The organism is Ruegeria sp. CDSA246 (genome assembly GCF_059611225.1).
In genome coordinates this window covers 20,063-46,110 of the sequence record NZ_JBXWPD010000006.1, presented here as the reverse complement: position 1 = coordinate 46,110, position 26,048 = coordinate 20,063, and the positions used below count along the sequence as shown (strand labels likewise).

At 59.1% G+C, this 26,048-nt stretch carries 27 protein-coding genes; 17 read left to right on the top strand and 10 right to left on the bottom strand.

What is annotated here, in order from left to right; genetic code table 11:
• The first annotated feature begins 37 nt into the window (after positions 1-37).
• The gene (locus tag AC2FI9_RS08915; RefSeq protein WP_496767085.1) at positions 38-961 is read left to right on the top strand and encodes a LysR family transcriptional regulator; all 924 of its coding nucleotides are present in this window, start codon (positions 38-40) and stop codon (positions 959-961) included.
• A 33-nt stretch (positions 962-994) separates the two neighbouring features.
• On the opposite strand, the gene uraH is transcribed toward AC2FI9_RS08915, so the two are convergent.
• Positions 995-1,351, bottom strand: coding sequence for a hydroxyisourate hydrolase (uraH, locus tag AC2FI9_RS08910; protein ID WP_496767084.1), 357 nt, complete (start codon positions 1,349-1,351; stop codon positions 995-997).
• A 161-nt stretch (positions 1,352-1,512) separates the two neighbouring features.
• On the opposite strand from uraH, the gene puuE reads away from it, so the two are divergent.
• Together puuE and AC2FI9_RS08900 are read left to right on the top strand one after the other, a co-directional pair.
• A complete protein-coding gene (gene puuE, locus AC2FI9_RS08905) occupies positions 1,513-2,931 on the top strand; it encodes an allantoinase PuuE (protein WP_496767083.1) in 1,419 nt (472 codons plus the stop codon).
• Entirely contained in the window at positions 2,928-3,416 is a 489-nt protein-coding gene (locus AC2FI9_RS08900) for an ureidoglycolate lyase (protein WP_496767082.1), read from the top strand. Before puuE ends, AC2FI9_RS08900 begins: the two co-directional genes overlap by 4 nt.
• Positions 3,417-3,510: 94 nt before the next feature.
• Here AC2FI9_RS08900 and AC2FI9_RS08895 read toward each other — a convergent pair whose 3' ends face one another.
• The 3 genes from AC2FI9_RS08895 to AC2FI9_RS08885 all read right to left on the bottom strand — a co-directional run bounded on the left by AC2FI9_RS08895 (position 3,511) and on the right by AC2FI9_RS08885 (position 5,797).
• The gene (locus AC2FI9_RS08895; RefSeq protein ID WP_496767081.1) at positions 3,511-4,497 is read right to left on the bottom strand and encodes a type I glyceraldehyde-3-phosphate dehydrogenase; all 987 of its coding nucleotides are present in this window, start codon (positions 4,495-4,497) and stop codon (positions 3,511-3,513) included.
• 54 nt (positions 4,498-4,551) lie between these two features.
• Positions 4,552-4,875: a hypothetical protein gene (locus AC2FI9_RS08890; protein ID WP_496767080.1), complete on the bottom strand. Its 324-nt coding sequence runs from the start codon at positions 4,873-4,875 to the stop codon at positions 4,552-4,554.
• Between the two features lie 88 nt (positions 4,876-4,963).
• A complete protein-coding gene (locus tag AC2FI9_RS08885) occupies positions 4,964-5,797 on the bottom strand; it encodes a bifunctional allantoicase/(S)-ureidoglycine aminohydrolase (RefSeq protein ID WP_496767079.1) in 834 nt (277 codons plus the stop codon).
• 175 nt (positions 5,798-5,972) lie between these two features.
• Between AC2FI9_RS08885 and AC2FI9_RS08880 the strand changes: the two genes are divergently transcribed.
• Complete coding sequence (locus AC2FI9_RS08880; RefSeq protein ID WP_496767078.1) at positions 5,973-6,329, top strand: hypothetical protein; 357 nt, start codon at positions 5,973-5,975, stop codon at positions 6,327-6,329.
• 7 nt (positions 6,330-6,336) lie between these two features.
• Here AC2FI9_RS08880 and AC2FI9_RS08875 read toward each other — a convergent pair whose 3' ends face one another.
• Positions 6,337-7,272, bottom strand: a complete 936-nt coding sequence (locus AC2FI9_RS08875) for a 2-hydroxyacid dehydrogenase (protein WP_496767077.1) — start codon at positions 7,270-7,272, stop codon at positions 6,337-6,339.
• Between the two features lie 127 nt (positions 7,273-7,399).
• On the opposite strand from AC2FI9_RS08875, the gene AC2FI9_RS08870 reads away from it, so the two are divergent.
• The 4 genes from AC2FI9_RS08870 to AC2FI9_RS08855 all read left to right on the top strand — a co-directional run bounded on the left by AC2FI9_RS08870 (position 7,400) and on the right by AC2FI9_RS08855 (position 11,098).
• A complete protein-coding gene (locus AC2FI9_RS08870; protein ID WP_496767076.1) occupies positions 7,400-8,635 on the top strand; it encodes an acyl-CoA dehydrogenase family protein in 1,236 nt (411 codons plus the stop codon).
• Between the two features lie 14 nt (positions 8,636-8,649).
• Positions 8,650-9,450 carry a thioesterase family protein gene (locus tag AC2FI9_RS08865; protein ID WP_496767075.1) on the top strand — a complete coding sequence of 267 codons (801 nt, stop codon included), beginning with the start codon at positions 8,650-8,652 and terminating at the stop codon, positions 9,448-9,450.
• A 74-nt stretch (positions 9,451-9,524) separates the two neighbouring features.
• Positions 9,525-10,172, top strand: a complete 648-nt coding sequence (locus AC2FI9_RS08860; protein WP_496767074.1) for a DUF1007 family protein — start codon at positions 9,525-9,527, stop codon at positions 10,170-10,172.
• Positions 10,157-11,098: a nickel/cobalt transporter gene (locus AC2FI9_RS08855; protein WP_496767073.1), complete on the top strand. Its 942-nt coding sequence runs from the start codon at positions 10,157-10,159 to the stop codon at positions 11,096-11,098. The genes AC2FI9_RS08860 and AC2FI9_RS08855 overlap by 16 nt, the downstream gene beginning before the upstream one ends.
• Here the strand turns inward: AC2FI9_RS08855 and truA are convergent.
• Complete coding sequence (truA, locus tag AC2FI9_RS08850; protein WP_496767072.1) at positions 11,095-11,862, bottom strand: tRNA pseudouridine(38-40) synthase TruA; 768 nt, start codon at positions 11,860-11,862, stop codon at positions 11,095-11,097. The two genes, AC2FI9_RS08855 and truA, sit on opposite strands and share 4 nt — an antisense overlap.
• Before the next feature lie 107 nt (positions 11,863-11,969).
• Between truA and AC2FI9_RS08845 the strand changes: the two genes are divergently transcribed.
• The 9 genes from AC2FI9_RS08845 to AC2FI9_RS08805 all read left to right on the top strand — a co-directional run bounded on the left by AC2FI9_RS08845 (position 11,970) and on the right by AC2FI9_RS08805 (position 22,724).
• Positions 11,970-13,385: a YcjX family GTP-binding protein gene (locus AC2FI9_RS08845; protein ID WP_496767306.1), complete on the top strand. Its 1,416-nt coding sequence runs from the start codon at positions 11,970-11,972 to the stop codon at positions 13,383-13,385.
• Positions 13,382-13,837: a GNAT family N-acetyltransferase gene (locus AC2FI9_RS08840; protein ID WP_496767071.1), complete on the top strand. Its 456-nt coding sequence runs from the start codon at positions 13,382-13,384 to the stop codon at positions 13,835-13,837. The genes AC2FI9_RS08845 and AC2FI9_RS08840 overlap by 4 nt, the downstream gene beginning before the upstream one ends.
• The gene (locus AC2FI9_RS08835) at positions 13,830-14,819 is read left to right on the top strand and encodes a YcjF family protein (RefSeq protein ID WP_496726854.1); all 990 of its coding nucleotides are present in this window, start codon (positions 13,830-13,832) and stop codon (positions 14,817-14,819) included. The genes AC2FI9_RS08840 and AC2FI9_RS08835 overlap by 8 nt, the downstream gene beginning before the upstream one ends.
• A 54-nt stretch (positions 14,820-14,873) precedes the next feature.
• The gene (locus AC2FI9_RS08830) at positions 14,874-15,584 is read left to right on the top strand and encodes a VIT1/CCC1 transporter family protein (RefSeq protein ID WP_496767070.1); all 711 of its coding nucleotides are present in this window, start codon (positions 14,874-14,876) and stop codon (positions 15,582-15,584) included.
• Positions 15,585-15,866: 282 nt separating this feature from the next.
• Positions 15,867-16,079, top strand: coding sequence for a hypothetical protein (locus tag AC2FI9_RS08825; RefSeq protein WP_496767069.1), 213 nt, complete (start codon positions 15,867-15,869; stop codon positions 16,077-16,079).
• A 57-nt stretch (positions 16,080-16,136) separates the two neighbouring features.
• A complete protein-coding gene (locus AC2FI9_RS08820; protein WP_496767304.1) occupies positions 16,137-18,566 on the top strand; it encodes a DUF2339 domain-containing protein in 2,430 nt (809 codons plus the stop codon).
• A 163-nt stretch (positions 18,567-18,729) separates the two neighbouring features.
• The gene (gene ileS, locus AC2FI9_RS08815) at positions 18,730-21,642 is read left to right on the top strand and encodes an isoleucine--tRNA ligase (protein ID WP_496767068.1); all 2,913 of its coding nucleotides are present in this window, start codon (positions 18,730-18,732) and stop codon (positions 21,640-21,642) included.
• Positions 21,643-21,724: 82 nt separating this feature from the next.
• Positions 21,725-22,180 (top strand): methylated-DNA--[protein]-cysteine S-methyltransferase, encoded by a 456-nt coding sequence (locus AC2FI9_RS08810; RefSeq protein ID WP_282120675.1) that lies wholly within the window; start codon positions 21,725-21,727, stop codon positions 22,178-22,180.
• 76 nt (positions 22,181-22,256) lie between these two features.
• Positions 22,257-22,724 (top strand): hypothetical protein, encoded by a 468-nt coding sequence (locus tag AC2FI9_RS08805; RefSeq protein WP_058273207.1) that lies wholly within the window; start codon positions 22,257-22,259, stop codon positions 22,722-22,724.
• Positions 22,725-22,727: 3 nt separating this feature from the next.
• On the opposite strand, the gene AC2FI9_RS08800 is transcribed toward AC2FI9_RS08805, so the two are convergent.
• The 4 genes from AC2FI9_RS08800 to fsa all read right to left on the bottom strand — a co-directional run bounded on the left by AC2FI9_RS08800 (position 22,728) and on the right by fsa (position 25,981).
• A complete protein-coding gene (locus AC2FI9_RS08800) occupies positions 22,728-23,423 on the bottom strand; it encodes a CDP-alcohol phosphatidyltransferase family protein (RefSeq protein WP_496740199.1) in 696 nt (231 codons plus the stop codon).
• Positions 23,424-23,508: 85 nt separating this feature from the next.
• Positions 23,509-24,429 carry a tyrosine recombinase XerC gene (locus AC2FI9_RS08795; RefSeq protein ID WP_496767067.1) on the bottom strand — a complete coding sequence of 307 codons (921 nt, stop codon included), beginning with the start codon at positions 24,427-24,429 and terminating at the stop codon, positions 23,509-23,511.
• Positions 24,426-25,133, bottom strand: coding sequence for a DUF484 family protein (locus AC2FI9_RS08790; protein WP_058273210.1), 708 nt, complete (start codon positions 25,131-25,133; stop codon positions 24,426-24,428). Before AC2FI9_RS08790 ends, AC2FI9_RS08795 begins: the two co-directional genes overlap by 4 nt.
• A gap of 194 nt (positions 25,134-25,327) precedes the next feature.
• Positions 25,328-25,981 (bottom strand): fructose-6-phosphate aldolase, encoded by a 654-nt coding sequence (gene fsa, locus AC2FI9_RS08785; RefSeq protein ID WP_496767066.1) that lies wholly within the window; start codon positions 25,979-25,981, stop codon positions 25,328-25,330.
• Between the last annotated feature and the right edge of the window lie 67 nt (positions 25,982-26,048).

Here is a 26,048-nt window from a genome sequence, read left to right as displayed (position 1 = left end):
CCTGATATTGTCAAACTGTATCAAAAAAAACGAAAAGATGTCCTATCTAGACAACATCCGTACCTTTGTCAGGGTTTATGACCTTGGCAGCATGTCCGCTGCTGGGCGAGACCTGCGAATCTCGCCTGCGGTGACGTCGGCGCGGATATCTCAGCTTGAAGATCATCTGGGCGTGCGCCTGTTTCAAAGAACGACGCGCAACCTCAGCCCGACAGAGCAGGGGCGGGCATTCTATCCCGGTGCTGTGGCCGTTCTGGATGCGGTGGACGATGCCGAAGCGCAGGTCGTCCATCTGACCGAGGCCCCGCGGGGATCGTTGTTTGTGGCTGCTCCACTAGGGGTGGGGCGCAGGGTTTTGGCACCGCATGTGCCCGATTTTCTTGCGGAATATCCCGAGATCGACGTGCGCCTGCGGTTGACCGACAGATCCGTTGATCTGACGACCGAAGGTTTGGATCTAGCCTTTTTCATCGGCCAACCTGAAGACAGTACCCTGCGTATTCGAAAGATCGCTGACTGCCAGCGCGTGCTTTGTGCCGCTCCGGCCTATGTTGAACGCAGGGGCATGCCAGCAACGGGCGCGGACCTGGTGTCGCAGCGCCATGAATGCCTGAACCTGAGGTTTCCCGGCGCGACCGAGTTTCAGTGGCAATTGGAAACGCCTGACGGTCCCCAGCGGTTCGCAGTCTCTGGCCGGTTCGAATGTGACGACGGTGACGTGCTGACTGACTGGGCGCTGTCGGGGCAGGGGATCGCGATGAAACCGGTTTTTGAAGTGGCCGAACACCTCAGTTCGGGGCGTCTGGTCCCCGTAGCGGTCGAAACGCCGCCGGTATCTGTTCAAATGGCCTGCCTGTACACACATCGCCGCCATCAGGACCCCAAGGCGCGTTTGTTCATGGATTTCATGATTGCGCGGATCGGCAAGGTCGTGCGTGGGTCGGAAACTGCTGACGCCTAAAGCTGCCGCTTAGCGGCAGCCCTGTCCCGCGGTTCAACTGCCCCGGTAGGTCGAATAGCCGTAAGGGGAAAGCAGCAGAGGCACGTGATAATGTGCGTCGGCATCAGACATGCCAAACCGGATCGGCACCTGATCCAGAAACAGTGGGTCATCGTCAGCTTGACCTGAGGCGCGCAGATAGTCTCCTGCGAAAAAAATCAGCTCGTAAGTGCCAGTTTTGAACGAGCCTTGTGGCAAGATCGGGCTGTCTGTGCGCCCATCCGAATTGGTCTCCATCTCGGCGATTTTGCGATGGGAGTTCCCTGACACCCGATAGAGTGCGATTTTCAACCCTTCAGCCGGGCAGCCGCGTGCAGTGTCCAGAACATGGGTCGTCAGATAGCCAGCCACAGGTCTCTCCTTTGATTTGTCTTTTGCTTTGTCACAGTGTGGCGCAAAGTTCGAAACAGTGGAAATGCCGAAAGAACCGGAAACAGCGTTCGGATTGATTTGATAATCATCGGCGTGTTTCTGAGGTAAGGCTATTCAAAAGTTCAAGAATGGAAGATGCCATGCAGCCCCCTCGCTATCCTCGTGACATGATTGGCTACGGTGCCAACCCGCCAGACGCCCAATGGCCAGGCGGTGCAAAGCTGGCCGTTCAGATCGTGCTGAACTACGAAGAAGGCGGGGAGAACTGTGTTCTGCACGGCGATGCAGCGTCCGAGGCGTTTCTGTCCGAAATCGTGGGGGCCGCGCAATGGCCTGGCCAGCGCCATTGGAACATGGAATCGATCTATGAATACGGCTCGCGCGCCGGGTTCTGGAGGTTGCACCGCTTGATGCAGGATCTGCCGATCACGGTCTACGGTGTTGCGACTGCTCTGGCCCGCTCGCCCGATCAGGTGGCCGCTATGAAGGCTGCGGGCTGGGAGATTGCCAGCCATGGCCTGAAATGGGTCGAACACAAAGACATGCCTGAAGATGAAGAGCGCGCACAGATCGCCGAGGCGATCCGCCTACATACCGAAGTCGTCGGCGAACGTCCGCGCGGTTGGTACACGGGGCGCTGTTCGGATAACACCGCTCGTCTGGTGGCAGAAGAGGGTGGCTTTGCCTATGTGGCCGACACATATGCGGACGACTTGCCGTACTGGATGCAGACCGGTGGGCGGGATCAGTTGATCGTGCCCTATACGCTGGACTGCAACGACATGCGCTTTGCCACGCCGCAAGGCTTCAACGCGGGTGACCAGTTCTATTCCTACCTCAAAGACAGCTTTGATGCGCTTTACGCCGAGGGCGAGGCCGGAGCGCCCAAGATGCTGTCGATTGGCTTGCACTGCCGCCTGATCGGACGACCTGGCCGGGTGATGGCTTTGAAACGGTTTCTGGAATACGCGCGCGGCTTTTCCGATGTCTGGTTTGCAACACGGTTGCAGATCGCCGAACACTGGGTGGAACACCATCCGGCGGTGCCGAATCCGAAACCTGCTCAGATGGATCGGGACGCGTTTGTCGCCACATATGGCGGCATCTTCGAGCATTCCGCCTGGATCGCTGAACGGGCGTATGAGCTGGAATTGGGACCGGCGCATGACACAGCCGGAGGGCTGCACAGTGCATTGACCCGCATGTTCCGATCCGCCTCTGCGGACGAAAGGATGGGTGTCCTGACCGCGCACCCGGATCTGGCCGGAAAGCTGGCGCAGGCAAAGCGGCTGACGCAGGAAAGCACGTCAGAGCAGGCTTCGGCCGGGTTGGATGCTCTGACAGATGATGAGCGTGCGATGTTCACGGGCTTGAACCAGAAATACACCGAGAAATTCGGTTTTCCGTTTATCATCGCCGTGCGTGATCACGACAAAGCGTCTATCCTTCAGGCGTTTCAACGGCGGATTGATCAGGATAAGGACACCGAATTCGCAGAGGCTTGCCGTCAGGTCGAGCGGATCGCCGAATTCCGGTTGCGGGACATTTTACCCTCATGAGCGCGCAAGTCGGGACTTCGCCTTTGACGGCCAAGGCATTTGCCCCATTCGGTGATGTCATCGAAGTGACCGGTGATCCGGACAAGATCATCAATCAGGGGCAATGTGGTCGCTACCATGATCTGGCGCGACTGGATTTCACAGACGGGCGCGCCGGTATCAGCCTGTTCAACGCCAATCCGCGATCCTTGCCCTATCAACTGGATATGGTTGAGCGTCACCCCGAGGGCAGTCAGGCGTTCATCCCAATGACACATCAGCCTTTTCTGGTTGTCGTGGCCCCGGATGAGGGCGGGCGGCCCGGACATCCGCAGGCATTTGTGACCAAGCCCGGACAGGGTGTGAACTATTTTCGCGGCACATGGCATGGGGTGCTGACCCCATTGCACGGGCCCGGCTTATTCGCTGTGATCGATCGGATTGGTGGGGGGGCTAATCTGGAGGAGTTTTGGTTTGACACCTCGTTTGAGATCATAGGCGGATAGGTTTCTCCCGCCCGGTCAATGCGCATCAAAGATGCTTGTGACCCGTTTGGCCAAGCAGCGCGCGGGCAAGCCCGCCCGCTGCGCCCGCGCAAATTCAGCCATCTGTCATAAGGCGGGCAACATCCAACATGCGTGCCGAAAATCCCCATTCATTGTCATACCAGCCGAAAACACGGACCTGATGTTCGCCGACCATGCGTGTTTCGGGTCCCGCTATAACCAGCGACTCTGGGCGTGTACGCAGGTCTGACGAGACCAGAGGGGAATCGGTCCAGCCCAGCACAGGCGATGTCTGGACGGCCGCGCGCAGTTCGGCTTCGAACAACCCAGGCGACATTCCGCGATCCAGCGTCACCACCAGATCAATGGCGGATACACTGGCCGTCGGGACCCGAACAGCAGCGCCCGAGATGCGGCCGGCCAAATGCGGCATGACTTCGTCTATCAGATGAGTGGCGCTTGACGTGGTCGGCACCATAGACAGCGCGCCCGCGCGCGAACGGGCCAAATCGCCGCGTGGCGCGTCCACCATAGGCTGGCTGTTCGTATAACAGTGAATTGTTGTCATATGGGCTGACGCAATCCCGCCAATCTGGTCCAGCACTTTGACCAAGGGCGCAAGCCCGTTGGTTGTGCAAGACGCGTTGGACACGATGCGAGCATTGCCCAACTGATCTTCGTTGGCGCCCAGAACAATAGTGATTTCGGTCGCGGGCGAGGGGCCAGAGATCAGCACCTTGCGAGCCCCGGCGGTCAGGCCCTGACTGGCCACATCCGAGGTGCGGGCAACGCCGGTGCAATCCATCAGAACGTCGACACCGGCCAGATCGACATGTGCCAGATTGGGGCTGTGCGTCATGGGGATTGTGCGCCCATCGACGACGATCGCCGCGTCGCCCTGTTCTACTGTGCCGGGGTAGGGGCCAAAGGTGCTGTCATATTTGAACAGGTATGCGCAAGTCTCAAGCGGGGCGATGTCGTTGATCAGAACCAGCTCAATATCCGTGTCCTGCGGCAAAGCCAGCAGCTGCCGCAGGATTGTGCGGCCAATACGGCCGAATCCGTTGATTGCAAGTTTCATGCGCAAGCTATGGCAGCGCGCTGCCAATAGCTCAATGCCCGTTGTGACCTATGGTCAGTTGCAACTAACCTGCGAAAAGAACTGGCCCGAGATGTTCTGGTACATGCTGGCCACGATCGGTCTGCACCCGGTCGCTTGCTGAAAGGCGGCTATGGCCTGAATGGTGCGCAGGCGCGGCGGTGGGCCAAAGGGGTTCAGGTTGTTGTTGTCGCGCGTCGCGCGGTACACGACCGGAGCGTCCGAGACCTGTGTCACCGCCCAGGTGCGGCTCATGACAAAAACCTGCTTGGTTTCTTCCTTTGCGGCGACAGGCGTTGCATCAAATGCCGTCAAACCAATCGCAACAGCCAGTGCCAGCATCGTTACACGCAGTACCATTGAACAATCTCCAGTGCTAAAATCCGCTATCATTTCACCAGATTCACGCGCTTCTGTGAACCCCTGACCGAAAAAAGCGTTTAAAAGCCTAGCGTTTGGACAACATCAGCGGCATGTGCCGGTTCACATCCTTGTAAAGCAGATAGCGAAAGCGCCCAGGTCCGCCTGCATAGCAGGCCTGCGGGCAAAAGGCGCGCAACCACATGTAATCGCCGGCCTCTACCTCGACCCAATCCTGGTTCAGCCGATAGACCGCCTTGCCTTCCAGCACGTACAACCCGTGTTCCATGACATGGGTTTCGGCAAAGGGAATCACGCCGCCGGGTTCGAAATTGACGATGTTGACGTGCATGTCATGACGCAGATCCTGCGGATCGGTGAAGCGGGTCGTGGACCAGCGCCCCTCAGTTCCGGGCATTTCGACGGGCGATACATCACGTTCATTGGTGATGATCGGATCTGGCGCAGGCAGGCCGGGAACGGCTTCATAGGCTTTGCGAACCCAGTGGAATCGGGCGGTTTTTTCGGCGCCGTTTTGCAGCGTCCAATCCGATCCGGGCGGGATATAGGCGTATCCGCCGGTTTCGAGGACATGGACAGCACCTCCTAATGTCAGGGTCACCTCACCTTCGACAACAAAGAGAACGCCCTGCGCCTGAGGGTCAGTTTCAGGGTGGTCGCTGCCGCCGCCGGGCTGAACTTCCATGATGTATTGCGAAAACGTCTCGGCAAATCCGCTGAGGGGGCGGGACAGAACCCAAAGCCGGGTGCCTTCCCAGAACGGTAGATTGCTGGTGACGATGTCGCGCATGGTGCCTTTGGGGATAACCGCATAAGCGTCGGTAAACATGGCGCGGTCGGTCAACAGCTGGTCTTGTCCGGGGTGTCCGCCTGTGGGCGCGTAATAGGTGGGCTGTGCCATTTCATGCCTCTGGTTCGTGTTTGAGGCACTATGAGGCGATTGGCGCGGCGGTCCTAGCACCCGAGTCGCGATAGGTTTGTTCGGTATTATTTGAAGGTCGGCCAGCGGGGCTTGGCCCCCGTTCCTCGGCGGTATAGTCTTGTGACCAAACTTATTTTAGCAAGGCGAGAAGATCATGAAAGCCTGGATTTCACACTTTTTTGCAGCAGCCGTTGTGATCGGCGCGGTTTCACTGGCACAGGCCAAGCCACTTTCGAGAATCATCGCTGAAATGGGGTTGAGCCCCGAAGACTACAGTGTCGTCAACGCCACGACCAATGCGATGTTGGCAGATGGAACGCCTCAGGTCGGAACCGAACGTAACTGGTCGAACGACGACACCGGATCAAAAGGTACTGTCCGGGTGCGCGAGGTTCGGGACAATTGCGTGCATCTTCAGCATTTCATTGTGCCTGCCGGGGCCGAACAATCACGCGAAGTCAGAACCCGCAACTGCCGGGACGCCGGCGGAAACTGGGTTCTGACGCCCTGATTTCGACTCAGTAGCCGCGTGTGCGGTCGACTTCGTGCAGTAAGGGCTTCCCTGCGGACAACCGTTGGAAATTCTCTGCAACGTCCGCCAATGCTTCGCCTAAGTGCCAGCCAGAAACATGCGGAGTGATTGTGACGCCAAGGTGTGCCCAGAGCGGACTGTCTGAGGGCAAGGGTTCTGTACTGGTTACGTCCAGAACGGCGTGGCCGGGCGTTCCACGGTCCAAGGCTTCGATCAGCGCAATTTCGTCAATCAGATCACCACGCCCTGCATTCAACAGCTGACTGCCGGGCTTCATGGCGGCCAACATCTGCGCATCGAACAAGCCGACAGTTTGCGGCGTGGACGGCAGAATGGCGCAAACGTGGTCGCATTGGCCAAGCAACGTCGGCAGCGCATCCTCGCCATGCAGGCAGGTCACGCCTTCGATTTCTTTCGGGGATCGGCTCCATCCCATGACCTGAAATCCGATGGCGCGCAGCATCCTGGCGCTGCGGGTGCCGATATGGCCCAGGCCCAGAACGCCCACTACGGTGTCCGGCGTGAATATCGGGGCTTTGGGCACCCATTCTGCCTTGCGCTGGGCAGCTTCGTGAAATGCCATGTTCCGTTGATGGTGAAGGACATAAGCGACGAACCACTCGGCAATACCTTGCGCGGGCGCATCGGGCTTGAGCCGTGCGATACGGACGTGATCGGGCAAGCTCGGGTTGCCAACAATCGTTTCTACGCCCGCGCCCAGTTTCTGGACCAGTTGCAGGTTCGGCAGCCGTTTGGGGTGGTCGTTGTTCAGGCCGACAACAGCGACCATGGTGATTTCGCTTGCATCTCCAATCGTTTCCCGGGTTCGCACATCCGCGCCGGGGTTTATGTTTCGGATCGTTTTGGCGATGTCATCATCGCTTATCCAGTCGGTCAGACCGGTTTCGATCAGTAGCGCCATGAATCACCCTCGCAATTTCATTTTGATTGAGTTGACGTTCCGTCACACAGCTAGACATTCTATCGGCAGCTAAGTCATTCTCTGTTCAAAGGTAAAGCCCGCTCTTTGGGCCTGAGGAGGAAAGCTCATGAACATGTCATTCGGTCTGCGCGAAGAAAATCGCGCACTGCTACAACGTGTGGCAGATATGATCCGGGATGAGATCATGCCGCTGGAAGAAGAATACCAGGCCGAAATCGATAAGGGCGACCGCTGGCAATACACCGAACGTCAGGCGGAAATCCTGGAAGGGCTGAAAGCCAAGGCCAAGGCTGCCGGACTTTGGAACTTCTGGCTGACCGACAGCGACAAGGGCTTTGGCCTGACGACGGTCGAGTATGCTTATTTCGCCGAAGAGATGGGCAAAACGCCCCTTGGGGCCGAGGTGTTCAACTGTTCGGCCCCCGATACCGGTAATATGGAAGTGTTCGAGCGCTACGGCACGGACCAGATGAAGGAGCAGTGGCTGAAACCCCTGCTGAACGGCGATATCCGGTCCGCATATTTGATGACAGAGCCGGATGTGGCGTCGTCGGATGCCACGAACGTGTCGATGTCCTGTGTGCGGGATGGGGATGATTTTGTTCTGAACGGAGAAAAATGGTGGTCATCGGGGGCGGGTGATCCACGGTGCATGGTCTATATCGTCATGGTCAAGACGGCAGGTGACGAGCAACCCAAACACAAGCGGCAGTCGATGATTGTTGTGCCTGCCGATGCGCCAGGGATCGAGGTTCTGCGCCCAATGCAGGTTTACGGCCACGATGATGCCCCGCACGGCCACATGCATATTCGCTTTACCAACGTCCGGGTGCCAGCAGAGAGCATTCTGTTGGGCGAAGGCCGCGGGTTCGAGATCGCGCAAGGCCGCCTTGGGCCCGGCCGTATCCACCACTGCATGCGCGCAATTGGTCAGGCTGAAACGGCGCTGGAGCAGATGTGCAAACGGTCGCTGCAGCGCGAAGCCTTCGGCAAGAAACTGGCGCAGCTGGGGGCGAATTTCGATATCATCGCCGAATGCCGGATGGAGATTGAAATGGCGCGCTTGCTGTGCCTGAAGGCTGCCTGGTACATGGATCAGGGCGATGCCCGTGCGGCGGCTCCCTGGATCAGCCAGATCAAGGTCGTCGCCCCGCGTGTCGCACTCAAAGTCATCGATGAGGCCGTTCAGATGTTCGGCGGGCAGGGGGTCAGTCAGGACACGCCGCTGGCGACGGCCTGGACCCATGTGCGTACTTTGCGGCTGGCCGATGGGCCGGATGCGGTACACCGCCGTCAGGTGGCGCGGGCCGAGTTGAAAAAGCACACGCAGGAAAAAGTCTGAGGTTTTAGGTGGTGTTGAAACCGGATCTGAAGGAACAAGTCTATTTCCACGTTCGGGCTGATGGCGCTTTTGTCGGCAATGATCCCGCGCGCGGGCCGTGGTCTGCGGATCATTGCCATGCGGGCCCGGTCGCGGGGCTGATCGTTCGGTCAGCTGAAACAGAGGTTGGGCCGGAAAAGATGCTGACACGGCTGACCGTGGACTTGCTGCGCCCTCTGCCGCTGACAGGTCTGCGGGTGGCTGCGGAGACGACGCGACACACCAAGACGCTGGCCACAACCCGCGTCACTGTGCACGATCTGGACGATACACTATGCGCTACGGCCACCACGATGCATATGGTGCGTCGCGATTTGGGGGCGGTTCCCAACGTCTCGCTTGCGACACCCGGCTTTGAGGACGCGGTGACGGGCCCGTTTCCGATTGGCGAAACGCGTCACGACTTGCCGGGGTTCGCAAACCATTCGGACATTCTCTACCCCAAGGGTGGCAACCAGAAAGCCGGTCCAAAGACAATCTGGATGCGCACCCCGAAGCTGTTGGAGGGCGAGGCGCAATCGCCGATTCAGGCGCTATGCCCGCTGGCGGATTGTGGCAACGGGATCTCGTGGAATGCACCGACGTCTGAGATGGGGTTCATGAACACCGACCTGACGGTGCAGATTCATCGTGAACCCAAATCGGACTGGTTGGCCTCGCAGTCCGTATCTCATTGGCAATCGTCAGGAATAGGGATGTCGCAATCGGTTCTGTTCGACACCGAAGGCCCGGTTGGAACAGCGTTGCAGACACTGGTTTTGTTCCCGCCGAAGTGATTGGTTTGGCCACTTCCTGCATAGGCCCGCCGAAACACGTTGCCGGGCACGGGCCAAGCCCCTATCTTTCGCCTATGCGATGGCTCATAACCCTTGTCTCCTGTTGCCTGCCGGTTCCGGCATTGGCCCACCCGCATGTCTTTATCGACACCGGGCTGGAATTTATTGTGGATGATAGCGGCCAGTTGACCCATGTCAGGGTAACTTGGGCGTATGATGAGCTTTTCTCTTTGTTTCAGTTGGAAGACATGAAGCTGGATCAGGATTCCGATGGCGTTTTGACCGAAAGTGAAGAACAGTTTCTGTCGGGCTTTGATGCCCAATGGGTCGAAGGATATAACGGCGATCTCGTGGTGTTCGCTGATGGCGCGCCGGTCACCTTGTCGGGACCGATGGAGGCTAAAGCCACCACCGAGGATGGTCGTATCGTGACATCGCACCTGCGCGCAGTGGAAGGCGGCGGAGTACCCGCAACCGCAGTCGTCGCCAAAGCATATGATGAATCCTATTACACGGCTTATGAAGTGACCCGCCCAGTGAAGGTATCTGGACCCACCTCTTGTCAGATCAGCCGGATTGACGCGGATATTGACGGGCAACTGGCGCAGATGCAGGCGTTCCTACAGACCTTGGACGCCGACTATGACCTTGAAGAAAACGATATCCCCCTGGTTGGGGAAAGCTTTGCGACCGAGGTCCGTCTTTCATGTCCAAGTACCTGATTGTTCCTGTAGCCATCGCCGTTGGTCTGTTGCTGTGGTTTTGGGGCAGCGGTGGTTTTGACCATTTGGCCGCTTGGGCCGCTGGTGAGCAGCGGGAGTTTCAGAACCAGATCGCCCGCGCTTTGCGCGCCGCGCGTGCGGAACAACCCGAGGCCGTGGCAACACTGCTGACAGTCTGTTTTGCTTACGGCTTTTTTCACGCCGTCGGTCCTGGCCACGGCAAAGTACTGATCGGCGGTTATGGGTTGGGTCGCAACGTGGCCTTTCTGCGCCTGTCCGCGATCAGCTTGTTGTCCAGCTTGGGGCAGGCGGTGACGGCAGTGGTTCTGGTCTATGCCGGGGTACTGGTGTTCCAGATGTCTCGGGCAAGCCTTGTCGACACGACTGAAAAGGTTATGGCCCCGATCAGCTATGGTGCCATTGCAGCGATCGGTTTGTGGTTGATTTTTCGGTCCATTCGCAGTTTTGCGCGACGCCATCGCAGCCAAAACGTGCATCATCATGGCCACGACCACTCGCACGAGGATGGTCACGAACATCACGACCATGACCATGGTGTCTGTTCTGATTGTGGGCATCGCCATGGTCCTACTGCCGACGAAGTGGCCCAAGTCGGTAGCCTGCGCGAAGCGGTGGTGTTGATCGCAGGAATTGCCGCGCGCCCCTGTACCGGAGCTCTCTTTGTTCTAATCCTGACGTGGCAGATGGGTATCGCGATGGTCGGCATTGCTGGCGCTTTCGCAATGGCGCTGGGCACGGCGACCGTCACAACTCTGGTCGGTTGGACGTCGTTCGGACTGCGCGGAGGGCTTCTGGCCTCGGCTTCGGCGACGCGATTTGCCTCGGTTCTGGCTCCGACGATTGAACTGGTGGCAGGGCTGCTGATCGCCGTGATTGCAAGCGGTCTGCTGTTGCGCGCGATTTAACCGAACACGGACTCCGGGTACCTGACCCGCGCCAGATACAGCCCTTGCGGCGGACATACCGGCCCGCAAGCGGCGCGGTCGGTGGCCTCCAACGCATCCCGTACATCTTCGGGCGACCATGTTCCGGCACCAACACGTTCAAGCGTTCCAACAAAGCTGCGCACTTGATTGTGCAGGAAAGACCGGGCGCGAACGTGAAAATGAACCTCTGGTCCGGAAAAGCCTTCAACCTGTTCGACCCGCAGCTCATCCAAGGTTTTGACCGGGCTTGCAGCCTGACAAATCGAAGACCGGAACGTGGTAAAATCATGCCGCCCGATCAGCATGTCCGCGCCCGCCTGCATCGCGTCTACGTCCAGTTGATGGTTGATCCGCCAGACCTGCCCAGCGTCATGCGTAGCAGGTGCGCGGCGCATCAGGATGCGGAACAGGTATTGCCGTTCGAGCGCTGAAAACCGCGCATGCCAGTCATCGTCTACCCGTGCTGCTTTAACGATGGCAACAGGCTGCGGTTTAAGGTGATAGTTCAGCGCCTCAGACAGGCGGAACGGATCCCAGTCCTTGATCAGATCACTATGCGCAACCTGTCCCAGTGCGTGCACACCCGCGTCTGTACGCCCGGCCGCGGCAATTGTGTGATCGCCGGGTTGAATACATGACAAGGCCTGTTCGATTGCCCCTTGAACAGACGGCAATTCCTTTTGCCGCTGCCATCCGGCAAACGGCTCCCCCTGGTATTCGACTTTCAGCGCGTATCTAGGCATGGCCTGCTGGTAACGCGCCGTGCCGCTACGGGCAAGAGTGGGAAAGCGCTGGTATGTCCGACAGCCGCTACCTATCTTGGGAAAAACGAAAAAAGCGGGGCGACGGTTTGGTCATCTCATCTCTGGCAGACAGTCTGACGCGCGGCGTCGAATCCGTGGGTGACCGCGTGTCTGAGGCATTGTTTGAGCCGGTGATCCGACTGGGTGTCACCGGGCTGGCGCGTTCAGGAAAGACAGTATTCATCACGTCTCTGGTCGCGAACTTGCTGGACCGGGGGCGGATGCCGGGCCTCGTGGCGCAGCAAGAAGGGCGGATCAACGCGGCTTACCTGCAGCCGCAACCAGACGACACCGTGCCCCGGTTCGACTACGAAAATCACCTGGCGGCGCTGACCGGGCCTCAGCCGCACTGGCCCGAAAGTACGCGCGCAGTGTCAGAACTGCGTTTATCGTTCAAAGCCCGTCCCGCCGGGCTTTTGTCAGGGTTGCAGGGACCACGCACTATCCATCTGGATATCGTGGATTACCCCGGCGAATGGCTGCTGGATCTTGCGTTGCTGGACAAAACCTATGAGGTCTGGTCGCAGGAAACACTGGAGCGCATCGCCAATCGCAATGAGGCGACGACCTTTCTGGCGCAGGCAAAGGCGGTTGACCCTTCTGTCAGCCACGACGAACCAAAGGCCCAATCACTGGCCAAAGAATTCGCCTCTTATCTGAACGCAGCCCGCGATGCCGGGTTCTACGACTGTACGCCGGGGCGGTTCTTGCTGCCGGGCGATCTGGCAGGCTCGCCGGTGCTGACATTTGCACCCTTGCCGGTCGAGGGTCACGGCCCGCGACGCAGTCTGCACCGCGAGATGGCCCGGCGATACGAGGCCTATAAATCTCAGGTCGTGAAACCGTTTTTCCGCGATCATTTTTCCCGGATCGACCGTCAGGTGGTTTTGGTGGACGCGCTGGGCGCGATCCATAACGGGCCACAGGCAGTCGAGGATATGCGTCGCGCGATGGCCGATATCCTGTCGGCGTTTCGGCCCGGACGAAATGCGTGGCTTAGCCAGTTGTTGCTCGGCAAACGGGTCGAGCGTATCCTGTTTGCGGCCACCAAGGCGGACCATTTGCACCATCTTCAACACCACCGCCTGACCAATATCATGGAGGCCCTGACCCGCGAGGCGCGCGATCGCGCGAGCTTCGCCGGGGCCGAGACGGCGGCGCTGTCGCTGGCCTCGTTAAGGGCAACGACCGAGGAAATCCGCACCCATAACGGAGCCGAGCTGCCCTGCGTGCGTGGAACCTTGCTGGGCAGCGGCAAGCAGGCCGCTTTCTATCCCGGTGATCTGCCGGAAGACCCGACGCATTTGCTTGGCCCGGCGCGCAACGGGTCAGAAGGCTGGCTGGGCGAGGATTATGAGTTCATGGCATTCGCGCCGGCACACCTGACACTGCGGCCCGGGGATGGCCCGCCACACATACGGCTGGACCGCGCAGCCCAGTTCCTGATCGGAGACCGGCTGTGAATTTCATTCTTCGCCCCGCCCGCAGCACGGATGCCGGTGCCGCCGGAGAGATTTTGCATGGCTTCGCCCGTGAAAACGATTGGATGCCGGAACTGCACTCGCAGGCGGAAACCATCGCGTTTTGTGGCCGTATGATTGAATTGGATTGGGTGACCGTGGCCGAAACCGGTGACGGTGTGATCGGGTTTTTGGCGCTCAACGGTGCCGAAATCCACTCACTGTACCTGGCACCTGGGGTGCGGAGGCAGGGGATCGGTCAGCAATTGCTTGAACATGCCAAATCGTGCCGGTCCGAATTGTCATTGTTTGCGTTTCAGGCCAACCATCCAGCGCGCCAGTTCTATGAGCGCAACGGCTTTACCGAGGTTGCACGCAGCAGCGGCGCTGACAATGACGAGAACCTTCCGGACATAAAGTATGTCTGGAACAGTGAAGGAGCATCCAATGGCTAAGGGGCCGGTTCTGATTGATCTGGAGGGTGATGAACCCGCGGCTGATGTGTCGCAAGCACCTCCGGTCCCGGATATCGCACAACCTCAGGGTCAGGCGATGCAAGGTGCGGCGCGTTTGGCGGCGCACAAACCTTCGACCCTGTCGCGGTGGTTCTGGGGTTTGGCGCTTGCCGCGCTTGGGGCTGTTGTTTCAGTGGCGGCTTGGGACTTTGTGAATTCCCTGATTCTCCGCGCGCCGATCATAGGATGGGTGATTACGGGTTTGTTTGCAGCGCTGGTGTTGGTCGCATTGATCATCGCTGTGCGCGAGCTGGCCGCAATCGGACGGTTGTCCCGCGTGGACGGGATGCGTCACGCGGCCGATACTGCGTTGGCTGAGGATGATCTTGCGCAGGCGCGCGCAGTCACGAACCGATTGATCTCGTTTTACAAAGGCCGAGACGAAACCCGTTGGGGGCGCGATCGGCTGTCCGAACGGATCGACGAACAATTTGACGCGTCTGGTCTGCTGACCCTGGCCGAGGACGAGCTGCTGGCCCCGCTGGATGTCGCTGCCAGTCGCGAAGTCGAGGCTGCCGCGCGTCAGGTTGCAACGGTGACGGCGTTGGTGCCTTTGGCGCTTGCGGATGTTGCGACCGCGCTGGCCGCTTCTTTGCGGATGATCCGGCGTATCGCGGAAATCTATGGCGGGCGCGCAGGGTTTTTGGGCAGTTGGCGACTGACGCGGGCCGTGTTCGTGCACCTTGTGGCCACCGGGGCGGTGGCCGTGGGAGACGACCTGCTGGAACCTGTGCTTGGGGGATCAATCCTTAGCAAACTGTCGCGCCGGTTCGGCGAGGGGCTGGTCAACGGCGCGTTGAGTGCGCGAGTCGGGGTCGCCGCGATGGAGGTCTGCCGTCCGCTGCCCTTCTCGGATCGGCACAAGCCATCGACCCGCGGCATCATCAAACGTGCTCTGGCTGGCTTGTTTTCCAAAACTTGACCTGACGCAAGGTACAGTGGTTGGCTGTCGTGCATAACAGTGTCAGAGCCAGCCATGACCGATCACGGACACAGCCAGCAAGAGATTGCAGAACGCATCAACGCGCCACCGGGGCGCGGTGTTTTGCGGGATGTGGTCTATGGTGGGATCGATGGGTCCGTAACCACCTTTGCCATTGTGGCGGGTGTAGCCGGGGCGGGCCTGTCACCCTTTATTATCGTTGCGCTGGGACTGGCCAATGTATTGGCGGACGGGTTTTCCATGGCGGCGGGTAATTACTCGGGCACCAAGGCCGAGCTGGACAATATCCGCCGCATCCGGTCCATCGAAGAACGTCACATCAGACTATACCCGGAAGGCGAGCGGGATGAAGTGCATGCGATCTTGTCGCAAAAGGGCCTGTCGGGGCGCGTGCTGGATGAGGCCACGGACGCCATCACAGCCAACCGCGACAATTGGATCAATCTGATGATCGAGGGTGAATACGGATTGGGCAGCGTCGATCCGAACCCGTTCAAAGCCGCGATGGCAACGTTTTTGGCGTTTCTTGTGGCCGGCATGGTCCCGCTGCTGCCGTTTCTGCTGTCGTTCGATCGGGCTTTTCAGCTCTCGATTACCATGACCATGGCGGTCTTCTTTATCATCGGAGCTCTGAAAAGCAGGTGGTCACTGGCTCCATGGTGGCGGTCAGGTCTAGAGACTTTTGCGATCGGCGGCGCGGCCGCACTGATGGCGTATTTTGTTGGCTCGTTGTTCCATCCCTAGTTATAAGAAGTACCGCTGGGCACGCGGTGTAGATTGTCAATATTTCAAAGTCGATGATGGACCCTGATCTGATCCGGCGACGGTAAAACTTGTCGACGCCTGTTTCTCATCTGGTTCGATTGCCGCTGTGTTGGTCATCATCTGGTTGATGGTTGCCGGACTGTCCCTTGGCTGGGGATAAGGCGTTCTGAACTGCGTAGCCCGCAAAAAACACGGTTTTTCGGACTGTTGCGCAGATCGACACCCGGCTAGGTTGACGGCACATTTGCCCGGAGGCCTCTGTTGGAATCGCTGCTCGTACTCGTTGGATTGATCGTTCTGGCCGTCCCGGTGGCCATCCTTGTTCTGTTGGTATCCCAGGTTCGACTGCGCCGCCGGGTGGAGCAACTTGAACAGCAGATTCGCACACTTGGTGGCGACCTGCCAGCGCCAGAAACAGTACCTGAATCGACGCAAGCGAGGGATAAAAAGAGCTCTCCGTGGCCGGCAATCTAAACAGAACCACCCGAGGTCGAAACGAAAGAAGGCACCTCAGCACCTGAGCCACAAAAGATACCCCTCCCCGAAACGGCGAAGGACGATCGAATCGCCGCACTGAGCGCTTGGCTGCGCGAGAACTGGTTCTATGCGGTATCCGCCCTGTCTTTGGCGCTGGCTGGCGTTTTTCTGGTCCAATACGGGGTCGAAAGCGGGTTGTTGTCGCCAACGATGCGCGTCATTGCGGCCCTGATGTTCGGCGCGACGCTGATCGGCGCGGGTGAGGTGATCCGCCGGAAGTATGGCGATGACGAGTCTTCAGCCACAGCTTACCTGCCATCGGTCTTTTCTGGGGCCGGGCTGGTGACGCTGTTCGGTGGCTTGCTGGCTGCAAGGCAGTTGTACGATCTGCTTGGTCCCGAAGCGGCCTTGATTGCCATGATTGCTGTTGCGCTTGTGGGGCTTGTTTTGGGCTGGTTCCACGGCCCCTTGCTGGCGGCCGTCGGTTTGATTGGTGCGTTTGCGTCACCCTTCGTGGTGGGCGGGACCTCGACCGATCCCGGCTGGTTGTACGGCTATTTCTTTGTGATCGCCGTCCTTGGGTTGGGTATCGACACCGTGCGGCGCTGGGCGTGGATATCCGTTCTGACGCTAGTCGGGGCTTATTCCGCGTGCCTGCTGCTGGTGCTTTCGGCACCCGCGACCGAGTCGGGGTATCTTGTCGGCGTAACTGCATTGGCGATCATCGCGATCGCGATCCCCGTGCGGCGGATCTGGCCGGAACACGAGGGGCGCATGATCAGCGAAATCGTTACGATCCAAAAGGGCCTCCAGTGGCCAGAGTTTCCGACACGCCTTGCCTTTGGCGCGGTGAGCGTCAGCGCAGTAATCCTGGCGATACACTGGCCAGACTCAGCGGCCGAATTTTGGCTGGGAATCATGCTGTTGGCAGGCCTGACGCTGGGTTTGCTGACCTGGGCAAGCCAGGCGCGGGCCCTGCAAGACCTGACCATACTGCCAGCCGCTGGTCTAACTTGGTTCGTACTGATCCAAGGGTGGGACAACGGCTCTGTCGCGCGCCGCTTCGCTGAAACCTATGCCGAAACCGCCGAGGCGGATTTCCCGTGGGCGGTTACCCTGTTGGTGGCACTGGGTGCATTGATCTCAGGCCTTTCAGCTTGGCGATCGTTTCGCGCAACCGAGTACCGGGCTGTATGGGCGGGCGGTGCCGCAGTATTTGCACCGTTGTTGGCAATCGCGCTGGAGCTTGGATGGCATCCCGATGAAGTTATCGGAGCCTATCCGTGGGCGCTGCATGCGGTTGCATTGGCGGTGATGATGGTTGTTCTGGCCGGGCGTTTCGCGCGCGTCGACGGCGAAAACCGGCTGCGGGCGGCTTTGGTGACCTTGTCGGCTTTGTCTTGCCTGACCTTTGCCTGCGTGATTGTCCTAAGTTCGGCTGCCCTGACAATTGCTTTTGTGGCCGTGATCGTGGCCGCGGCGGTGCTGGATCGGCGCTTTGATCTTCCACCTATGGGTTGGTTCATCTGGGCTGGCGTCTTCACTGTCACGCTCCGGCTTGTACTGAATCCCGGTCTGGATTGGGCAAACTCGGCACCGGTCGCAGAAATGGCGCTTGTCTATGCCACAGCTGCTGTTGGATTTCTGGCGGCCTGGGCCATCCTGCGCCCATTGAACCGTCCGGTCATCGCGCTGCTTCTGGAAAGCGCCGCCTGGGCGACGGCGGGCATCTTGCTGTCCTTGCTGTTGCTGCGCTGGCTCGAAGGGTTTGGCAACGGCGGTGCCCATGACAGCCACTGGGGGCTGGGGCTTTTGTCCTTGATCTGGCTGCTGCTGGCCTGCGCGCAGGTGCGGCGGTTCGAACTGGGCGGAAAACTGAATTATGCGCGCTACGGGCTGGCGTTGTTCTTTGCGGCACATGGTGTTGTTCGCCTGGCGCAGGCGCTGACCGAGGCGAACCCATTGCTGAATGCGCAAGCTGATCCGGTTCTTGGGGTGCCAATACTGAATACCCTCGCCGTGGCTTACCTGTTGCCCGCCATTGTTTTGGCTCTGTCGGCTGCTTGGCTGCCTGCACTGCACCCGCGATGGAAACAAGGGTGCTTCGGTCTGGCAACAGCCTTGGGTGCCGTCTGGCTGGGCCTGACCATTCGCCATGTTTGGCAGGGGGCCAGCGGTATGTACGAAGGCAACGGTGTCACCCAGCCCGAGCTATACACCTACACCATGGCCCTACTGCTGATCGGTGCGGGGCTGTTTTATCAGTCACTCGCCCGTCGATCGGACATGATGCGCAAGGCGGGGTTGGTCGTCATTGGGCTTGCCGTGGCCAAGGTGTTCCTGGTCGATATCGCTGGTTTGGGGGGGCTGATCCGGGTGTTCTCACTGCTGGCGCTGGGCCTTGCGCTGGCCGGTTTGGCGTGGTTGAACCGGTGGGCCACGCTGCGCCATTCGCCGCATGGGGCGGAACCTCTGGACCATTAGGCGCGGGCGTCCTATAAGCCCGGCATGTATGACCGGATGGCCATCATTATTCGAATTATATCCCCGGCGCTCTGATTTCGCGAGACGCCGGGCAAAGGTGCTTGAGAATTCGCACTGACCGCTTCGATCCAAACACGACAAGATCATCCTGAGGACGCCCCAAATGTGCGCCGACACGACCCAAACACCTGATTACAAAGACACGCTGAACCTGCCCAAAACCGACTTCCCCATGCGCGCTGGCCTGCCCAAGCGCGAGCCCGCGTGGTTGGAACGGTGGGGGAAAATCGGTGTCTATGACCGCCTGCGTGAAAAAGAGAACCGCACGGCCTTTACCCTGCATGATGGCCCTCCGTACGCCAACGGCCACCTGCATATCGGCCACGCGCTGAACAAAACCATCAAGGACATGATCGTGCGGTCCCATCAGATGATGGGTCATGATGCGCGCTATGTGCCCGGCTGGGACTGTCACGGCCTGCCAATCGAATGGAAGATCGAGGAACAGTACCGCAAGAAGGGCAAGAACAAGGACGAGGTGAACATCGTCGACTTCCGTCAGGAATGCCGCAAGTTTGCCGAAGGCTGGATCGACGTCCAGCGCGAAGAATTCAAGCGCCTTGGTATCACCGGCAACTGGCCCGATCCCTACATCACAATGGACTATCACGCCGAGGCTGTGATCGCCGACGAGTTCATGAAGTTCCTGATGAACGGCACGCTCTATCAGGGCTCGAAGCCCGTGATGTGGTCGCCCATTGAGAAAACCGCGCTGGCCGAAGCCGAGGTCGAGTATCATGACAAGGAAAGCTTCACTATCTGGGTGAAATTCAAAGTCGTAAATGCTGGCGATCTGGATGACGCGTTTGTTGTAATCTGGACAACGACGCCATGGACGATGCCGTCGAACAAGGCTGTCGTCTACGGTAAGGACATCTCTTACGGCCTCTACGAAGTCACCGGAGCACCAGAAGAATGCTGGGCTAGTGCCGGAGACAAGTTCCTGCTGGCCGACAATCTGGCCGCCGACGTGCTGGGCCGTGCACGCCTGAACGACGACCAGTGGACTCGCGTGCGTGACGTAACCACCGATGAATTGGCCGGTGTCCAGTTGACCCACCCGCTGGCCGGGGCCGAAGGTGGCAATGGCGAATGGGACGACATCCGCGACTTCCGCGCCGCTGAGTTTGTAACTGACACCGAAGGAACCGGTTTTGTCCACTGTGCGCCGTCGCATGGTATGGAGGAATTCGAACTGTACCGTGATCTAGGCATGCTCGAGCAAGTCATCACCTACAACGTGATGGACGATGGCTCGTTCCGCGCTGACCTGCCGTTCTTTGGCGGTAAGTTCATCCTGTCCCGCAAGGGCGGTGAGGGTGATGCGAACAAAGCCGTCATCGACAAGCTGGTCGAGGTTGGCGGGCTGCTGGCGCGTGGCAAGATCAAGCACAGCTATCCGCATTCGTGGCGCTCGAAGGCTCCGATCATCTACCGTAACACGCCGCAGTGGTTTGCGTCTGTTGATCGCAAACTGGACGACGGCATGGGTGAGATGGGTGACACCATCCGCGAACGCGCGCTGCGGTCTATCGACGAGCTGGTGAAATGGACGCCGCAGACAGGCCGTAACCGCCTGTACTCGATGATCGAAGCGCGCCCGGACTGGGTCTTGTCCCGCCAACGCGCCTGGGGTGTGCCGCTGACATGCTTTACCAAGAAGGGCGCTCTGCCCACCGACGCGGATTACCTGCTGCGCAACGAGGAACTCAACGCCCGCATCAAGGCGGCGTTCGAGAAAGACGGCGCGGATATCTGGTACACTGACGGCTTCAAAGAACAGATCCTCGACGGCATCGCCAACCCGGATGACTACGATCAGGTGTTTGACGTTCTGGACGTGTGGTTCGACTCTGGTTCGACCCATGCCTTCGTACTACGCGACCGTGAGGATGGCACTGAAGACGGCATCGCGGACGTCTACATGGAAGGCACCGACCAGCACCGCGGATGGTTCCATTCGTCCATGCTGCAGGCTTGCGGCACCAAGGGGCGTGCGCCGTATCGCAACGTGGTAACCCATGGCTTCACGCTGGATGCCAAGGGCAACAAGATGTCCAAATCTCTGGGCAACACTATCGTGCCGGAAGAGGTTATCAAGCAATATGGTGCCGATATCCTGCGCCTTTGGGTGGCTCAGACCGACTACACCGCGGATCAGCGGATCGGGCCGGAGATTCTGAAAGGTACCGCCGACAGCTATCGTCGCCTGCGTAATACCATGCGGTTCATGCTGGGTTCGCTGGCGGACTTCACCGAAGCGGATCGTGTCGCGCCTGAGGATATGCCGCGTCTGGAACGCTGGGTTCTCAGCCGTCTGGCCGATCTGGATGAACAGGTGCGCAAAGGTTATGCATCCTTCGACTTCCAGGGCGTGTTCAGCGCCGTGTTCACCTTTGCCACGGTCGATCTGTCTTCCTTCTATTTCGACGTCCGCAAGGATGCGCTGTACTGCGACGGCGACAACCTGCGTCGCCGTTCTGCGCGCACCGTGCTGGATATCCTGTTCCACCGACTGACCACATGGCTGGCCCCGGTTCTGGTCTTCACCATGGAAGAGGTCTGGTTGGAGCGGTTCCCCGGCGATGACAGCTCGGTCCATCTGGTGGATTTCCCCGAAACCCCTGCCGACTGGCGCAATTCAGAACTTGAGGCTGCTATGGTCAAGATTCGCCGTGTTCGCCGCGCGGTGACTGCAGCGTTAGAAATCCAGCGTCAGGACAAGGTCATCGGATCCAGCCTTGAGGCCGCACCAATCGTGCATGTCGAAGACAATGACACCCGCGATCTGCTGGCCACTTTCGACGTGGACGACATGTGCATCACGTCTGGCCTGACCGTTTCGGGCGACCCGGCCCCTGCCGAGGCGTTCCGTGTGCCGGAAATCGAAGGCGTTGGCGTCGTGTTCGAAAAAGCAGATGGCGAGAAATGTCAGCGTTGCTGGAAGATCCTGCCGGATGTTGGTCGGCATTCCCACGCGGGTGTGTGTGGGCGCTGCGACGAAGCGCTGGGCTAAACATTCGAACCCCCGGCGTCACCCGCCGGGGGTTTTTCTTTCCCCGCTTGCGCTGGCCCCGGCGATCTGAAACGCTGTGTCCATGCCGATGATTTCCGTTGATACGCAGTTTGGCCGCCTTGGCATTGAAGAAACAGATGGCGCCATCACACGCCTTGTGTGGGATGGGCAGGACGACGGGCCGGACACACCCCTGTTGCAGGAAGCCGCCGCACAGTTAACCGCATATAACGAGGGGCGTCTCGAGCGGTTCGATCTGCCGTATCGTGTTGCCGGGTCAGACTTTCAGCGCAATGTCTGCGACCTGATGTATGCCATTCCGCTGGGCGAGACCCGAACGTACGGGGACATCGCGAAAGAGCTTGGGCAGCCACCCCAACCGGTGGGGCAGGCCTGCGGTGCGAACCCCATACCGGTGATTATACCTTGCCATCGGGTGCTGTCTGCCAACGGTCTGGGCGGGTTCTCGGGCGATGGTGGTGTCGAAACCAAAGTGGCCTTGCTGCGTCATGAACGAGCGGCGGGCCTTCTGATCTGAGGCGCGAAAATCAGTTGCAATCCCAGAGTTCGCGGCCCAACCTATATCAGTTACTGAATTTGAAGGACCGTATTGCATGACCGCCCATACAGACCCGGCCGCTCGCAAAAAGGCCATCATAGACCGCCTGATGTCGCTGGAAGAACAGGAACTGGCAACTGCGCAGGCGCATTACGACGCATTTCTAAAAGACTCGCAGCTGGACGACCGCGAAGGGCATGACAAGGATGACATTGCCGCCTCGCGCGAGAATGCGGATCTGGCGGCGGCGTTCGATGCACCCGTTCATGCGCACCACGCCAAGATTGATGTGATCGAGAACACGGATTTCAGCCTGACGGACCGGGTTCAGCCAGGCGCTGTTGTCAAGTTCAACAACCGCCGTTTCGTGGTCTGTGTTTCGACTACACGGTTCGAGGTGGACGGCAAAACCTATATGGGTATTTCAACCCAGAGCCCGATCTACCTGACCATGACCGGTCTGCAAGAGGGTGATGTGTTCACCCATAACGGCACCGAGTTCGAGGTTGAGGAAATCCTGTAGCGTTCAGTTGTTGCGCAGCGGGATAATTTGCTGCGCAATACCAGCTGAAACCAGGTAGAGGCTTGTAATCACCAACCCCCAATGCGCCCAGCTTTCGGGATGGAAATCGACCCAGGCAGCCCAACCGGCGAAGAACGTCCAGGCGAACGCGATGGGCAGTGACACGTTGCGCCAGCGTTCCGTCCGCACAGGGTGAATGAACTTCAACGGCAGGAACATCGCCAGCGACAACAGTGAAACCAGCAGCAGGATCACCCAGAAGTTGGGCTCTAGCGCGAAGATCACGATGACGAACATGTTCCAGCAACCCGGAAACCCCGAGAACGAGTTGTCCTTGGTCTTCATCCGCGTGTCCGCGAAATACATGGCGCTGGCAAAGGTGATCACAATGATCGCAAACCAGCCTGTCCAACCGTCCATCAGCCCCGATTTGAACAGCGCAAAGGCCGGAATGAACACGTAGGTCAGATAGTCGATGATCAGGTCCAGAAGAACACCGTCAAATTCCGGTGCGTTCTTTTTGACATGGTAGTGGCGCGCAAGCGGGCCGTCGATTCCGTCCACGATGAACGAGATCACAAGCCACAGATACATAAGGCTCCACTTTTCCTCGACCGCGGCCAGCATGGCCAACATTGCAAAGACGGCACCGGTCGCGGTGAACAGATGTACGGAAAGGGCTTTGAGTTTTATTGTCATTTGTGTCTCTTGGACGATGCGCGCTGCAGATGCAAACTAAAAGCCGGGTAAGGGTACAGCCCAGACGTTATCGTGGGACCTGCGATCAGGCCTTGGGGTGCGCGCGGTTGTAGACTTCCATCAATCGGGCCGTATCTACGGCCGTATAGGCCTGCGTGGTGGAAAGCGAGGCATGGCCCAACAATTCCTGAATGGCGCGCAGATCGCCCCCTGCGGACAGCAGGTGGGTGGCAAAACTGTGCCTTAAAGCGTGCGGAGTGGCGGTTGCGGGCAGGCCAAGCTGCATGCGCGCCTTGGCCATCACGCCCTGAATTGCACGGGGATTGAGCGCACCGCCCCGCACCCCACGGAACAAAGCCTTTTCTTGGGATTGTGGATGCGGGCAAAGCTGCAGGTAACGGTCAACGGCGGTGCGGGCGGCCGGAATCACCGGAACGATGCGTTCTTTTCCGCCCTTTCCCACAATACGCAAGCTACCCGGCAAAGGTGCGTCGCTTCCTGTCAAAGACAGCGCCTCAGAGATGCGTAAACCGCAGCCATATAGCAATGTGACGACAGCAACGTCGCGGGCCGAGATCCAGTCGTTTGACGCCTGAAGTTCGACCGTGTCGATCATCGCGCGGGCTGCGTCTTCGGCCAGCGGGCGGGGGAGTTTTTGGGTAAACTTTGGCGCGCGTGTGGACAGAACCGCGGTGGGTTCGAACCCTTCGCGTTCAGCCAGCCATCGGTAGAAGCTTTTGACCGCAGACAGCTTGCGCGCCAAGGATCGCGCGCCAACACCTGCGCTGCGCTGATCGGCCATCCAGGCGCGCATGTCGGACACGGTGATGCGGGCCAGCGCTGCCAATCCCTGCCGTTCACTGTGGTGTAGTGTCATGAAAGACAGGAAGTCGGTGACGTCACCACGATAGGCGGCTTGGGTGTTTTCCGATCGCCCCGCCAGCGCGCTCAGGCTGTCCAGCCAGTACTGTAACGCGTCGCGGCAGGCGGGTGAGATCAGGCTCACGACAACCAGTGGCGCATCGAACGTTCGAAGACGCCAGCGAAGAACGACAGAAGATCAGTGCCCAGCTGCGGCGAGAAGTGGTTGCGGTCCCTTGCGCTCATCACGATCATGCCGGGCAACCGACCCTCGCCCAGATCCAACCGCAGGCAAGCCTCGGACCGCAGGTGATCTGCGTTGGGTCCAAAAATCCTGTGCGTCGGGTGGAGGATCTCGCGCAGAACCACGTCGCGAGCGGGGCCGCCGCGGTCGAAGGTCAGGTAATTGTCCACGAAACCGGGTTCGACTACGGACAAAACACCGCCCAGAGTGTCGATGGCGGGGTCTTCCTGTGTGGCTGTGGATTCCAGAATCAGCTTGATACGATCAACGCGCAAGATTTCGACCACATCCGAGCCGAGCGTGCGCAGGAAATCTTCGAATTCGGCCGGTTCCAGCATGCGGATAACGGCACGATGCACCTGATTTGTGCCTGCAAGGTTTTCATATGCTGCGGCGATAACGGACCGGTGGGTGTCTTCCAGCCTGTCCAGCCGTTCCTCGAGCCGTTGCATGGCGATGCCGCGCAGGTCGATGACGTTGTCCCCGCGCGCCTGTTCGTTGGCTGTCACAAGTGCCTGCATCAGGTCCTTGTCGTCCAGCACGGCGTCTGGTTTAGCCAGAATCGCGGCGCGCAAGTTGTCCTGGAGTTTGGTGTTGCTGCTCATGTCCCGCTCGGTCTTTTTTTGTTGAGGGGCTTATAACATGAGTTATGGCGGTTTCCTTGGAAAAAATGCATTGGCGGTGCATTTCATTCCCACTGTGACCTACGGCTCCCGCCTGCGAAACCTTGATCAAAGATCAAGGCTTGGCAGTTGTGCCGGGCGCGGCACCTGACGGTGCCGCGCGGTCGCGCAAAGAGTCAGAGGATTTTCTGACCTGTCTTGGCCCAGTCGGCCAGGAAGGTTTCCAGACCTTTGTCCGTCAACGGGTGATCGGCCAGTTTCTTGATCACGGCAGGCGGTGCGGTGATCACGTCAGCACCGATGCGGGCGCTGTCGGTCACGTGGTTCACGGTGCGGATTGAAGCGGCCAGAATTTCGGTTTCAAAACCGAAATTGTCATAGACCTGACGGATATCCGCGATCAGATCCATGCCATCAAGGTTGATGTCATCCAGGCGACCGATGAAGGGCGAGATGAAGGTTGCGCCCGCCTTTGCGGCCAAAAGCGCCTGGTTGGTCGAGAAGCAGAGTGTGACGTTGACCATCTGGCCTTCGTCGCTGAGCGTCTTGCAGGTTTTCAGACCGGCCCATGTCAGCGGAACTTTCACGGCGATATTCGGCGCGATCTTGGCCAGCTTGCGGCCCTCGGCGATCATGTCGTCTGCTTCGGTGGCCACAACTTCGGCTGAAACCGGGCCGTCGACCAGATCACAGATTTCCTTGGTCACTTCCAGAATGTCACGACCTGATTTCAGGATCAGCGAGGGGTTGGTGGTCACGCCGTCCACCATGCCCAGATCGTTCAGTTCGGCAATGGCGTCGATCTCGGCTGTGTCTACGAAGAATTTCATGCGGGCAGTCCTTTGATGGGTTGGCCTTGGTCGCGGATGGCTTTACCTCAAAGAGACCCATGCTGGA

Excerpts from the sequence above, each read along its gene's own strand:
- AC2FI9_RS08915 (WP_496767085.1), top strand. The coding sequence starts at position 38 with ATGTCCTATCTAGACAACATCCGTACCTTTGTCAGGGTTTATGACCTT.
- puuE (WP_496767083.1), top strand. The coding sequence starts at position 1,513 with ATGCAGCCCCCTCGCTATCCTCGTGACATGATTGGCTACGGTGCCAAC.
- AC2FI9_RS08900 (WP_496767082.1), top strand. The coding sequence starts at position 2,928 with ATGAGCGCGCAAGTCGGGACTTCGCCTTTGACGGCCAAGGCATTTGCC.
- AC2FI9_RS08895 (WP_496767081.1), bottom strand. The coding sequence starts at position 4,497 with ATGAAACTTGCAATCAACGGATTCGGCCGTATTGGCCGCACAATCCTG.
- AC2FI9_RS08890 (WP_496767080.1), bottom strand. The coding sequence starts at position 4,875 with ATGGTACTGCGTGTAACGATGCTGGCACTGGCTGTTGCGATTGGTTTG.
- AC2FI9_RS08885 (WP_496767079.1), bottom strand. The coding sequence starts at position 5,797 with ATGGCACAGCCCACCTATTACGCGCCCACAGGCGGACACCCCGGACAA.
- AC2FI9_RS08880 (WP_496767078.1), top strand. The coding sequence starts at position 5,973 with ATGAAAGCCTGGATTTCACACTTTTTTGCAGCAGCCGTTGTGATCGGC.
- AC2FI9_RS08875 (WP_496767077.1), bottom strand. The coding sequence starts at position 7,272 with ATGGCGCTACTGATCGAAACCGGTCTGACCGACTGGATAAGCGATGAT.
- AC2FI9_RS08870 (WP_496767076.1), top strand. The coding sequence starts at position 7,400 with ATGAACATGTCATTCGGTCTGCGCGAAGAAAATCGCGCACTGCTACAA.
- AC2FI9_RS08860 (WP_496767074.1), top strand. The coding sequence starts at position 9,525 with ATGCGATGGCTCATAACCCTTGTCTCCTGTTGCCTGCCGGTTCCGGCA.
- AC2FI9_RS08855 (WP_496767073.1), top strand. The coding sequence starts at position 10,157 with ATGTCCAAGTACCTGATTGTTCCTGTAGCCATCGCCGTTGGTCTGTTG.
- truA (WP_496767072.1), bottom strand. The coding sequence starts at position 11,862 with ATGCCTAGATACGCGCTGAAAGTCGAATACCAGGGGGAGCCGTTTGCC.
- AC2FI9_RS08835 (WP_496726854.1), top strand. The coding sequence starts at position 13,830 with ATGGCTAAGGGGCCGGTTCTGATTGATCTGGAGGGTGATGAACCCGCG.
- AC2FI9_RS08830 (WP_496767070.1), top strand. The coding sequence starts at position 14,874 with ATGACCGATCACGGACACAGCCAGCAAGAGATTGCAGAACGCATCAAC.
- ileS (WP_496767068.1), top strand. The coding sequence starts at position 18,730 with ATGTGCGCCGACACGACCCAAACACCTGATTACAAAGACACGCTGAAC.
- AC2FI9_RS08810 (WP_282120675.1), top strand. The coding sequence starts at position 21,725 with ATGCCGATGATTTCCGTTGATACGCAGTTTGGCCGCCTTGGCATTGAA.
- AC2FI9_RS08805 (WP_058273207.1), top strand. The coding sequence starts at position 22,257 with ATGACCGCCCATACAGACCCGGCCGCTCGCAAAAAGGCCATCATAGAC.
- AC2FI9_RS08800 (WP_496740199.1), bottom strand. The coding sequence starts at position 23,423 with ATGACAATAAAACTCAAAGCCCTTTCCGTACATCTGTTCACCGCGACC.
- AC2FI9_RS08790 (WP_058273210.1), bottom strand. The coding sequence starts at position 25,133 with ATGAGCAGCAACACCAAACTCCAGGACAACTTGCGCGCCGCGATTCTG.
- fsa (WP_496767066.1), bottom strand. The coding sequence starts at position 25,981 with ATGAAATTCTTCGTAGACACAGCCGAGATCGACGCCATTGCCGAACTG.